Raw genomic sequence first — 11788 nt, forward strand, 5'->3', positions numbered from 1 at the left:
AAGCATGGAAATACTGAATCTGTTCAAGCAGGCGATGCTGCTGGTGGTACTGCTCTCGGCCCCCCCGCTGCTGGTGGCGGTGATTGTCGGGGTGCTGGTGTCATTGTTACAGGCGGTGATGCAGTTGCAGGATCAGACCCTGCCCTTTGCCATTAAGCTGGTGGCAGTCGGTATCGCGCTGGCGCTGAGTGGCCGCTGGATCGGGGTTGAGCTGCTTGAACTGGCACAGCAGGCCTTCGCCATGATCCCTCAGACCGGGGCATAGCTATGGCTAACGATGCCATTCACATCCTCTATCAATACCTGTTTGCCCTGACGCTGGGCGCCGCGCGCATCTATCCCTGTCTGATTCTGGTTCCGGTATTTTCATTCAATATCCTGAAAGGCATGGTGCGCACCGGGGTGGTGCTGGCACTGGCGCTGGTTCCTGCCCTGGGTTTACAGACACAGCTGGCGATGCAGATGCCTGACTGGCCGCAACTGATTGCGTTGATCCTGAAAGAGGGGGTGATTGGTATCCTGTTGGGGCTGATCATGGGCATGCCCTTCTGGCTGTTTCAGTCGGTGGGGGCACTGTTCGATAACCAGCGTGGCGCATTGATTGGCGGCCAGCTAAACCCGGCGCTGGGCAGCGATGTCACCCCTCTGGGCCTGTTGCTGCAGCAGACGCTTATCCTGCTGCTGATCCTTGGCACGGGGTTAAGCGGCATCACCCAGATCATCTGGGACAGCTACCGTATCTGGCCTGTGATGCAGTGGTTACCGTTGCCCCATGAACAGGGATTTAAACAGTATCTGACGCTGCTGGCCGATACCTTCAGCCATATCATCATTTATGCCGGTCCACTGGTAGCGCTGCTGCTGATCCTGGATTTCAGTATCGCTATCCTCAGCCTCTACAGCCCGCAGTTGCAGGCGTTTGTACTATCTGTTCCAGCAAAATGTCTGGTTGGCCTGCTGTTTTTTGTGCTGTATATCCCAACACTGAACGCTCTGGGGGAAGGACGTTTACAACTGCTATCTGATCTGAGCAAGCTAACGCCGCTTCTGCTGGGAGACCATTAGCATGTCTGAAAAAACGGAAAAACCCACGGCGAAAAAGCTTCAGGATGCACGTCGTAAAGGTCAGGTGCCGCAGAGTCAGGATGTTCCCAAACTGCTAATCTGCGCAGGGATTGTGGAAACCGTTTTGGCACTGGATGACGTCGGGATGCAAAAGCTGCAGGCGCTGATGATGTTACCCCTTGCACGCCTTAATCAGCCTTTTGAACTGGCCTTAAACGAAGTGGTTAGCAGCGCACTGGTACTGGTTACCACCTTTTGCGGCCTGACCGTGGCAGTGGCGGTGCTGCTGCGTATTATCGGTGGCTGGGTTCAGTATGGCCCCCTGTTTGCACCGGAAGCCCTGAAACCTGATTTTAACCGCCTCAATCCCATCAATCAGTTCAGGCAGATGTTTTCGGTAAAAAAACTGACCGACATGCTGAACAGCATGCTCAAAGCTGCTGCTATCTGTACCATTTTTTATCTGGTGCTCACGCCGGATCTCGAATCGCTTTCCAGACTGGCTTATGGCGATCTGGACAGCTTCTGGCCTGCGGTAGAGGTGATGCTGACGCGCGTGTCACGCCAGACGCTGCTGACCCTGCTGGTGCTGACCCTGCTGGATTTTGGCCTGCAAAAATACTTTTTCCTCAAGCAACAGCGGATGAGCCATCAGGATATCCGTGATGAGCACAAACAGTCTGAGGGCGATCCACATATGAAAGGCCACCGTCATGCGGTGGCGCATGAGTTGCTGAACGCTCCGGCGGCCCCGCTGAAAAGCAAACCGGTCGAGGAGGCCGACCTTCTGCTGGTCAACCCCACCCACTATGCGGTGGCACTTTATTACCGCCCGGAGCGGACCCCGCTGCCGCGCATCATCTGTAAGGGCGAGGATAAGGATGCCCAGGCGCTGATCGCCAGGGCGCAGAAAGCCAATATCCCGGTGATCCGCTTTATCTGGCTGGCACGAACGCTTTATTGCTCTGAGGAAGGCCAGATGATCCCCCGTCATACGTTGCAGGCGGTGGCGCAGGTTTATCGGGTGCTGCGTGAGCTGGACAATCAGATAACCGATAAAGTGATCGAGCTGGAAGCGGAATAGCGGGAACTTTTGCTGGCCGCACACCACCTATATGCTAAATGAATCGGGCAGAGAGCCTGAAACATGTCCGGTCAAACCACAGCACGCTTGTAAGGAATATGGCCAATGAATATGACAATGACCGACACGCCACACCCTGATGATGTCAGTCAAATCCGCCAGAAACTGATGGCGTTCAATGCACAACATGTTGATATCGGTCAGATAAAAGAAATCGCCGTTTTTCTCAATGACGCAGAAGGCAACAAAATTGCCGGACTGCTCGCCGTCACCTGGGGAAACTGGATGCATATTCATTTTTTATGGGTCGATGAAGCGCTGCGCAGGACGGGGCAGGGTGCCAGGCTGTTGCAGGCCGCCGAACAGGAAGCTATTGTGCGTGGTTGTCAGCGCGTCTGTGTGGATACTTTCAGTTTTCAGGCGCGGGAGTTCTATGAGAAACAAGGTTACAGACTGCAAATGACGCTGGAGCAGATGCCGCAGCATCATCGCCAGCATTATCTGGTCAAGCAGCTGGGATCTCCCGGCTGTGCGCTTTCCACCAGTAATTAACTGCAGCACACACGCAGTGCATGAGGATTCTGAGAACTGCCGGTGTGCAGAATGCCAGGAAAACCAGCCTGATGAAACAGGCTCTAAGGAAGAACTATGTTTTACAAACTCTACACCGTTGACCCGAACCATGTTGATTTTCAGGGCGTGGTCGATGGTCTTTACTACCCTTTCTATCTGGAGTGGGCTCGCCATGCTTATATGGCAGAAGCGCTGGGACTGAATCTCGAAGAGGAGTTTAAACAGGGGCGTATTCATATGTTGCTGGAGTATACCCTCAGCTTTAAGAAAAGCCTGAAGGCAGGTGACGCGCTGATGGTGACCTGTCAGCCGGTAAAAAACGAAAAACGCAGCCGGGTAAATTTTTTCCAGCAGATTCTGGTTAACGATGTGGTGTATGCCGAAGCAACCTTCACGGCCACCTGTCTGACCAATGGCCGCCCCGGTGTTCCTCCGGCCCTGGCGGCAGTCCTCGAATAACCTGTCCTTTATGCAGGCGCATCCGCGCCTGTTTCCACATTATTTATAAATATCCCCTGAGTAAAAATCCATTTTACGCAACCTGAACTGCGGGCACACGCCACTTGATGTCGCGCGAAGCCGTACTGCTTCAGGCGGTGGCCAGTCAGCGGGTGAGGAAGGCATTCTCCTGAGCGGGAGAAAATACGGTCCTGTCCTACCGCGTCAGGGCGATCGTGGTCAGAGTACGTTACGCCAGATGGCCAGAATATGTTATCAGCGTCACCTCCTGGGGGTTCTGAGCTGGGTGCTGGCTGAGCAGGCAACATGGGAATGACTGCGCAAATGAAAATCGTTCCCGGCGCCGGAGAAAAAACTTCTTTTATCAGCGCCTTTATAACTGTCACAGGCAGCGTGTGAAAATCATTGAGATGGCCTGTTTTTTACTTTATTTTCAGTTACTTTTTCTTGATAAGGCAGGATAGGTTAGAGAATATTTAGCCAATATGAAAAAGAATGAATTTTCTCCATAACCCCATAAACAACATGCTCTTTAGAAATTAATTCCCTCCCCTCAGGACCATAATACCTCCAGAGAGTTAATTCAAAATCTGAGAGGTATCCTATGAACAACGTCAGTAACGCGGTTTTACTGCAGTGGCTGAAGCAAGAGGTCAGACCCGCGCTGGGCTGCACGGAGCCGGTCGCCATCGCGTTTGCCGCCGCTACGGCAGGCCGGCACCTTGGCGAACCCTGCGTCAGGGTAGAGGGCAGCATTTCTGAAAACCTGTATAAAAATGCCGTCGCCGTGACCATTCCCGGCACACAACTTTCCGGTATTGAAATGGCTGCCGCCGTTGGCTTGTACGGCGGAGACCCTGACAGAGGCCTGGAAATGCTGGCTGGGCTGACGGCCGCACAGGTTCAGCAGGCCCAAATAATGGTGAGCGAAGACCGGGTCAATATTATCGCCGCCCCTTCATCTGACTTTATCTGGATCGATCTGACGGTCGCCGGGGAGAAGAGCCGCTGCCGGGTCGTTATCCGGGGAGGTCACACCCGCATCACGGAGCTTTATGTCAACGATGAGCCGGTGACGGCCGTCTGCAGTCCTGAGCAAAATGCCACTATGGCACCGCTACCTCTGTTCTCATTACGCGATGCGGTTGATTTTGCTGCCCGCGTACCGGTGGAGGATATTGCGTTCATGCTCGAGGCCGCACGCCTCAATGGTGCGCTGTCGGAGGCAGGACGTCAGGGCCATTACGGGCTTGATATCAGCGGAACGTTTTCATCGGCAGTCAGCGAGGGGCTGATGAGCGACGACGTGCTGTCCCGGATGCTGACCGAAACCGTTGCAGCGTCTGACGCCCGAATGGGAGGCGCGCCGGTTGCTGCCATGTCGAACTTTGGCTCCGGCAATCAGGGCATTGCTGCAACCCTGCCCGTCATGGTGCTGGCGCGGGAGCTAAATGCAGACCAGGAGACCCTGGTCAGGGCGCTGACCCTGTCGCACCTCGTAGCCATCTCCGTTCACGCCCGCTATACCCGGCTTTCGGCCCTGTGTGCCGCTTCAACGGCGGCAATGGGCGCAGCAGCAGGTATGGCCTGGCTGTTTACCCGTGCCCCGGACGCCGTCGAGGCGGCCGTCATCAACATGGTCAGCGACGTGAGCGGAATGATCTGTGACGGTGCGTCAGGCAGTTGCGCCATGAAGGTGTCCACGGCTACCGCGAGTGCCTTCAGAGCGGCGCTGATGGCCCGTCAGGGCGTGCGGGTCGGCAGCAGCGACGGCATCGTCAGTGCGGGTGCCGAGCAGACTGTCGATAACCTCTGCCGGCTGGTTGTTAACGCCATGCCGGTGACCGACCAGGAAATTATCCGCATTATGGCGGAAAAAAACGCGCCCGTTCACAGCTGAGGGTGAACCTGAAAGCACTACAGCCAGCGCCGGCATGCCCGGCGCTGGCACCGGAGACATTGTAATGGATAGAAAAGCCACCATTTACCGGGGCGTTCGCGCCGTCATGCCCCTCTGTATCGGGGACTTTCCGTTCTCGTTTATCGTGGGCGCGCTGAGCGTCAGTCTGGGCATGAGCATCTGGCAGAGCACGGCCTGGTCGTGCATTGTTATCGCGGGTTCAGCGCAAATGCTTGCGCTGAACATGCTGAAAACCGGCGCCAGCCTGAGCGTAATTATTTTCACCACCTTTATTATCAATTTGCGTCACGTTCTCTATAGTGCCTCGCTGGCAGGAAAAATCAGGGAGGCTTCTTTCTTCAGGAAGTGCTGCATGTCTTACGCCCTCACCGATGAGGTCTACGCCACGACCATTGGGGAGATGGGCGGAAGCCGGGAAGAAAAATACCTTTTCTACTTCACCGTCATGCTGACCTTCTGGGGAACCTGGGTACTCGCTAACTTTGCCGGCGCGCTGGTCGGCTCATCCTTTCCAGGACTCCAGTCCTGTGGACTCGACTTTGCCATGGTGGCCGCCTTTATTGCCATCGTGGTGCCGCAGGTGAAAAGCCAGGCCTGCACGGTTGCGGCGGTGGTCGCCTCCCTGTCCGGCGTGCTGCTGGTCGTTCTGCCCTGCTCCCTGGGCATTGTGGCCGCCTCACTGTTGGGCGTTTTCGCCGGGCTGTGCGTAGACCTGGCCGAAGAGCGGAAAGAAAGACGGTCAGACCTTCCTGAAATCAGCGGAGACACTGCACATGAATAACGGTTATTTTTTCGCGCTGACGCTGGGTATGGCGGCCGTCACCTTCCTTATCCGCTTTTCCTTCACGGGCATTGCAGGAAAGCTGCACATGAGCGAACGGGTCGTTAAAACGCTTCGTTTTGTCCCCGTGACGGTGCTGCCCGCCATCATTACGGTGCAGATACTGGACGTAAACTCCCGCATGGAATTTGACCTGCACAACCCGAAGGTCATCGCTGCGATTATTTGTACCCTGGTCAGTTTCCGGCTCGGGCTGATATGGGTCGTTGTCAGCGGCGTGGGGTCGCTGGTTCTGCTTAACCACTTTATGTAACCGAAGAAAAGAGAGTATCCGGATGGAAATTATCACGACACAGAATGCGCCGGCCGCCATTGGTCCTTACGTTCAGGGCGTCAGCACGGGAAAAATGGTCATCACCTCCGGCCAGCTGCCGGTTGACCCACAGACGGGAATAATGTCAGAAGCGATAGAGGTGCAGACTCACCAGTCGCTGGAAAACGTCAGGGCCATCATCGAGGCGGCGGGTCTGACCACAGGCAACATCATCAAGACCACCGTTTTTGTGAAAGACCTGAACGACTTCGCGGCCGTGAATAACGCGTATGAGGCGTTTTTTAAACGACACGGAACCGTCTTCCCGGCGCGCTCGTGCGTTGAGGTTGCCCGCCTGCCGAAAGACGCCATGATTGAAATTGAAGCCATTGCCGTTGCCTGACGCAGGCAGAGCCTGAATGCCCGACTGCCAGAAAACGCAGCCGGGCATTCAAAGCACAGGCTGACCTGACCTGCTGCCGTTCAGCCACAAACAGATGGTGTTGCGGGACGACAGCCTCTCACGCCTCATCTGCCACGCACTGTCCCTTCCCTGTCCGGTAAACCGCAAGAACGCATCAGGCTTCGCCTGCTGATGATTGATGAAGCACTATAGACGGATGAATTTAAAAACTATCCGGGCTTTTGCTTTCATCCCCTGAAAGATGGCAGGAATGATCTTTATTCAATGACGGTCAGAGCCAACGGGTGCATGACATTCGAATTGACAGACGGTTCTGCATAAAACGCGCTCACCAGCGCGTTTTTTTATGCTCACGGCGCGCTGGCAGGGACCAGAGCACCCCAGCCCTGCGGGCCGCATAATGCCAGTGCTGACGCACCATCCATGTACCAATAGCGCCCGGCTAAAGCCGCAGATCCGATGATAGTTACAACGTCCTTGTAGGCGATAAACATTCACGAACTGCCATATTAAGGGTGCCAAGACTAAAAAGCGGCCCGCCCGGCCCAGGGGCCGGAATTGCAGTGTCTGACTATTGGGTGTTGTAATTAAAGTAGCGAGTCGCGTTAAGTCACATTGTTGCGCGTCTCAAGTGAAAAAATTCCAAAAACCCATCGCGGCAGACATCAGATTTATCTCCCGCATCGGAACCTGTCGTCTGCCCCTCACCCGCTACGCCTCGCCAGCCTGATGACGGCACTCCGTTGGTGAATAGCTAAATTTTGCCCTGAATGCACGCGAAAAATAAGCCATATCATTGAACCCAAACTTCCATGCAATCTGACTGATAGGGATATCGGAATACAGGGGGGACTGCAGAGCCAGCGAAGCTTTATTCAACCTCTGCGTCAGGACATACCGGCCAAAGGTGGTACCGTCATTTTTCAAGAGCATGCTCAGATAACGCGGTGAAATACTGAATGATTCAGCAATTTTTGATGCTGACAGCGTCGTATCCGAAAGCTGCTGATTTATCATTATTTTAATCTGAAACAGCAGCCCTGCCGATGAACGGGACGGTCTTTTTGCTTCGCATTCATCTGAGATGATAACTGCAAGGAGCTCAAGAAACTGCCCGTAAAGAAGGCCAGTGTGGCGGGATGCAATATCTTCCGGCTGCGCCATCAGGTTATTCAGAAGCAGGTGAAGAAAAGGCGTCAGGGCATGTTTTTTGCCAAATGAATGAGCAACCAGGCGTTCTGTCTTTCCCAGTTCCTGCCTCAGGTGCTCTATGGGTATCTGCACCACATGCTGTCGCGTTTCACCATGCAGGTGCAGTTCATAAGGGAAGCGCGTGTCATAAAGTCCGAATTCACCCTGACCAAGACAGGCATGACTCCCCGCCTGAACCACGGATGTTTTACCCTGACTGATGAAGCTCAGCAGCATGGCATTGTCAGGATGATTATCAGCCCCCCTTCGGCACCTCATGACGTCCTGAGCGCTGCTGCTGACCTCTGAGATCCGCAGGTCACCCCAGGCGCCAGACCGCAGAACGCCCTGCCGTTGACTTCCGGAAAACGTGCTCTCCAGCGGCACAAACGTGCGGCTAATCGCATGACGCCAGTATTCACATCGTTCAGCGTACAAAACATCAGCAGTGTTATAGGTGTTCATGTCAGCAACCTCCGCCCGGGTTGGACATGTCATGCAAACTTCAGACCAGTTCCTTTTCAGACAAGCATTCTTTCCCCCCTGTCATAACGCCGTGACCTAAACGGAGGGTATATCTGTGTCTGCTGAAATATTTTACCAGGAGAAAAAACATGATGAAAACAACAGTTACGGTTGCCTGCGTTCAGGCCGCTCCCGTATTTATGGATTTAGAAGGCACCGTAGACAAAACAATCGCCCTCATCGCTGAAGCCGCACAGAAAGGCGCGGAGCTCATCGCTTTTCCGGAAACCTGGATACCCGGTTACCCGTGGTTTTTGTGGCTGAATTCGCCCGCCCAAAATATGGCTCTCGTTTATCAGTATCATCAGAACTCTCTGGTGCTGGACAGTGTCCAGGCGAAGCGAATTGCGGATGCAGCGCAGCAGAATAATATCGTTGTCGTTCTGGGCTTCAGCGAGCGGGACCATGGAAGTCTGTATATCTCACAGTGGTTGATTAACAGTGACGGGGAAACCCTTGGCATCCGCCGCAAGCTTAAGGCCACGCACGTGGAGCGTACGCTGTTTGGCGAAAGTGATGGATCCTCCCTGACCACCTGGGAGACACCGCTGGGTAACGTCGGAGCCCTCTGTTGTTGGGAGCATCTGCAGCCGCTGTCCCGCTACGCGATGTATTCCCAACATGAAGAGATCCACATCGCTGCCTGGCCCAGCTTCAGTCTTTACACCAGCAAAACCGCCGCACTGGGTCCTGACGTGAATACGGCGGCTTCACGCCTGTATGCCGCGGAGGGGCAGTGTTTTGTGATAGCCCCGTGTGCTGTCGTTTCTGCTGAGATGATTGATTTCCTCTGTCCTGATGATGACCGGAAAGCGTTACTCAGTGCCGGGGGGGGCCATGCCCGTATTTACGGCCCGGATGGAGGAGAACTCGTTACGCCTCTCGGGGAAAATGAGGAAGGATTACTCATAGCTGAACTCAACCCCGCTGCGATTACCTTTGCCAAACTGGCGGCAGACCCGGTAGGCCATTACTCCCGTCCTGATGTGACCCGTCTCCTTTTTAATCCGTCAGCGAATAAGGCCGTGGTCAAACAGCACTCCCCCGCCGAGTCATTCGCTGAACAGCCTGCAGAAGAAGAGGAGGAGTAGACATGGAATCTGCCATTCCGGAACATCTGCGTACCCTGCGCAGATGTCCTGTCGCCATGCCTGAGGGATACCTGCCGCCTTTCCCGGCCTGGACCGCTCGATTTTCTCCCCTGACCGGCCGGATAGTCATGGCCTACTTTGGTGTTCAGGGGAGAAGCTGTCCGGATATTTCTGCTCTGGATGAAATCACTGAGCGTTTCTCGTCAGCGGATGGGCCCGGGCACTGGGACATAGCGTCATGCAAAGACCAGGCGGGCTTTTTTAATCTGATGGCCATCGCCTACTGGTCATCAGCAGAGCAATTTGAAAGATGGAAACAGAAAAGCCAGTTCAACATATGGTGGAATTCAACAGAAAGGGAGAGCGGGGAGTATGGTTTCTTCCTGGAAATTGTCAGCCCGCAGCCTGCAAACTTTGAGACCATATTCTCAGACAGGTCATCCCCGGAAGGCGTCGCCTGGCTGGCAGAAGAAATGAGCGGTGAAATGTATGAGCATGGCTACTGGGGGAGTGCGCGCGATCGCCTGCCTGTCGCTCAGAACAACGTCCTCAGGGGAACCCGTAAAACCCATTCCCGGACAGCAAGTGGCAAACGCATTGTGCTTTCAGGCAGTAACAACCTCTGCCTCATTCGCTCCGGGCAGGACTGGTCGGCCACGCAACAGGAAGAAAGACAGAAATACCTCACGGAAGTCGAGCCGGTACTGCATGAAGGGATGGATTTTCTGAGAGACCAGGGACATACCGTAGGCTGCCTAAGCTGCCGTTATATGCAGGTGGTTGACCCGAAATCACAAGTGCTGGCAGAGAAAACGTTTGGCCTGGCACACTTTACTGATATGGCCGCCCTTGAACGCTGGGCAAAAAGCCATCCGACACATGTGGCCATTTTTGGTGGATTTATGCGCTATGTGAAAGAGCTGAACTTTAATATAGCGCTCCGCCTGTGGCATGAAATTGTCGTTGTGCCTGAAGAATCACAGTATTTTGAATACGTTAACTGTCACCAGGGCACCGGCCTTTTACGGCAGGACAGCGGAGATTTATTATGAATAAGTTTTTTTTCTCTACCGGTCTTTCTCTTGTAGCCGTATTAAGCGTGCCTGTTTATGCCCTTGAGTTTTCGCCCGGGGATTACGAAATGATGCCGGCGGATAAAACATTCGCGCTGGCCTATTTCCAGTATGCCCACAGCGATAAATACTATTCGCAGGGCAATAAAGCGGCCGGTGATTACCGATTCAGTTCAGAGGCCACACTGCTGCGCGTTATTCATGGATTCCGTCCTGCGGAAAACATCAGTATTGAGCCACAGATTATCATTCCGTTTGTCAGGGCGGACGCGATGGGAGACGCCAGTCCCCTCGGCAGCGCTTCAGGCATGGGCGATATCATCGTGGGTGTACCTTTCAAGTTCAGAATTGACAACTCAGGAGGTGACATTCTCTCCCTGGCACCGTTTGTTTATGCCCCAACCGGGGCCTACAACAATGAAAGAGCCGTGAATGTCGGGGAGAACCGCTGGCGCTATCTGCTGCAGGGCGTCTGGATTCATCATTTCTCTGATGCCTGGGCATTCACTACAGGCGCTGATGTCTCCTGGACGACAGCAAATGACCGGTACGGTAATAATAACGCCAGGCTCAGTCAGAGTCCGCGTTATGAATACCAGGCTTATCTGAGTTATAACCTTACGCCTGCCACGCAGGTTGGATTCGGCGGCGGATGGATAACCGGGGCCAAAAGCCGGATTGACAGTATGACTCAGGATGACAGACTGGACAGCACCTATGCCCGTATCTCTGCTTCGCATTTTATTACACCCGCCGTTCAGCTACAGTTTTCAGGTGGACGGGATATCGCTGTAGAGCAGGGGTTCCGGCAGGATACAAATATCAGTCTGAGGTTCGGTTACCTTTTCTGAAAACCCTGGTCAGAGACGGTCTCTGGCCAGAGATTTTCAAACCGCATCATTAGCATGGTTAAAAAACCCTCTTATTTTATCTTTAAAATCAACAATTTCATCCATCTGCCTTCTGCGCGTTAACCAATGCGGTGTATACGGCCAGCTTTCTCTGCTGTCGGCACTGTTGCAAAATTCGTGATGAGGTTTTCGGTCTTATTTAAAAGCCTGATATTTCGAAAACGCCGCTTACCCGACGTATCTCGCCCGGAGGTTTACCATAATAAAATGCTGATGCCTGGCCTTTACGTAGCGCACGCATCATCTCAATGCCTTTGATTGTGGCGTAAGCCGCTTTGCTGTTACAACACCGGGAGAGATAAGAATCGATGGTGCGCGTCCATCGGTGACGTGACTGGTGAAAATAGCGACAATGTTTATCAGCACGGCGATCTTTG

At 54.0% G+C, this 11788-nt stretch carries 13 protein-coding genes and 1 pseudogene; 12 read left to right on the forward strand and 2 right to left on the reverse strand.

From position 1 onward, the window contains the following. Positions 1 to 4: 4 nt before the first annotated feature. The 9 genes from sctS (at position 5) to WFO64_RS20435 (ending at position 6599) form a co-directional block, all read left to right on the forward strand. Positions 5 to 265, forward strand: coding sequence for a type III secretion system export apparatus subunit SctS (gene sctS, locus WFO64_RS20395; protein ID WP_031590837.1), 261 nt, complete (start codon positions 5 to 7; stop codon positions 263 to 265). A 2-nt stretch (positions 266 to 267) separates the two neighbouring features. After that, positions 268 to 1065, forward strand: a complete 798-nt coding sequence (sctT, locus tag WFO64_RS20400; RefSeq protein ID WP_337013842.1) for a type III secretion system export apparatus subunit SctT — start codon at positions 268 to 270, stop codon at positions 1063 to 1065. A 1-nt stretch (position 1066) separates the two neighbouring features. Beyond that, on the forward strand, positions 1067 to 2149 hold the full coding sequence (sctU, locus tag WFO64_RS20405; RefSeq protein ID WP_337013843.1) for a type III secretion system export apparatus subunit SctU: 1083 nt from the start codon (positions 1067 to 1069) through the stop codon (positions 2147 to 2149). 105 nt (positions 2150 to 2254) lie between these two features. Then, positions 2255 to 2701: a GNAT family N-acetyltransferase gene (locus WFO64_RS20410; RefSeq protein WP_337013844.1), complete on the forward strand. Its 447-nt coding sequence runs from the start codon at positions 2255 to 2257 to the stop codon at positions 2699 to 2701. 96 nt (positions 2702 to 2797) lie between these two features. Continuing rightward, positions 2798 to 3181: an acyl-CoA thioesterase gene (locus tag WFO64_RS20415; protein WP_337013845.1), complete on the forward strand. Its 384-nt coding sequence runs from the start codon at positions 2798 to 2800 to the stop codon at positions 3179 to 3181. A gap of 604 nt (positions 3182 to 3785) precedes the next feature. Beyond that, entirely contained in the window at positions 3786 to 5081 is a 1296-nt protein-coding gene (locus WFO64_RS20420; protein WP_337013846.1) for an L-cysteine desulfidase family protein, read from the forward strand. A 64-nt stretch (positions 5082 to 5145) separates the two neighbouring features. Next, entirely contained in the window at positions 5146 to 5883 is a 738-nt protein-coding gene (locus WFO64_RS20425; RefSeq protein WP_337013847.1) for an AzlC family ABC transporter permease, read from the forward strand. Further along, the gene (locus WFO64_RS20430) at positions 5876 to 6196 is read left to right on the forward strand and encodes an AzlD domain-containing protein (RefSeq protein ID WP_337013848.1); all 321 of its coding nucleotides are present in this window, start codon (positions 5876 to 5878) and stop codon (positions 6194 to 6196) included. Before WFO64_RS20425 ends, WFO64_RS20430 begins: the two co-directional genes overlap by 8 nt. Positions 6197 to 6218: 22 nt before the next feature. Beyond that, on the forward strand, positions 6219 to 6599 hold the full coding sequence (locus WFO64_RS20435; RefSeq protein ID WP_337013849.1) for a RidA family protein: 381 nt from the start codon (positions 6219 to 6221) through the stop codon (positions 6597 to 6599). 732 nt (positions 6600 to 7331) lie between these two features. Here the strand turns inward: WFO64_RS20435 and WFO64_RS20440 are convergent. Beyond that, positions 7332 to 8276, reverse strand: a complete 945-nt coding sequence (locus WFO64_RS20440) for a helix-turn-helix domain-containing protein (protein WP_337013850.1) — start codon at positions 8274 to 8276, stop codon at positions 7332 to 7334. A 149-nt stretch (positions 8277 to 8425) separates the two neighbouring features. Between WFO64_RS20440 and WFO64_RS20445 the strand changes: the two genes are divergently transcribed. From WFO64_RS20445 to WFO64_RS20455, 3 genes are all read left to right on the forward strand, one after another. Then, the gene (locus WFO64_RS20445) at positions 8426 to 9427 is read left to right on the forward strand and encodes a carbon-nitrogen hydrolase family protein (RefSeq protein ID WP_337013851.1); all 1002 of its coding nucleotides are present in this window, start codon (positions 8426 to 8428) and stop codon (positions 9425 to 9427) included. Between the two features lie 128 nt (positions 9428 to 9555). Continuing rightward, positions 9556 to 10479 (forward strand): phenylacetaldoxime dehydratase family protein, encoded by a 924-nt coding sequence (locus WFO64_RS20450; RefSeq protein WP_337013852.1) that lies wholly within the window; start codon positions 9556 to 9558, stop codon positions 10477 to 10479. Beyond that, positions 10476 to 11351, forward strand: coding sequence for a transporter (locus WFO64_RS20455; RefSeq protein WP_337013853.1), 876 nt, complete (start codon positions 10476 to 10478; stop codon positions 11349 to 11351). Before WFO64_RS20450 ends, WFO64_RS20455 begins: the two co-directional genes overlap by 4 nt. A gap of 199 nt (positions 11352 to 11550) precedes the next feature. Here WFO64_RS20455 and WFO64_RS20460 read toward each other — a convergent pair. Then, a pseudogene (locus WFO64_RS20460) lies at positions 11551 to 11688 on the reverse strand (IS6 family transposase); the annotation flags it as partial. Between the last annotated feature and the right edge of the window lie 100 nt (positions 11689 to 11788).

The organism is Pantoea sp. AS142 (assembly GCF_037152305.1).
Lineage (GTDB): Bacteria > Pseudomonadota > Gammaproteobacteria > Enterobacterales > Enterobacteriaceae > Pantoea.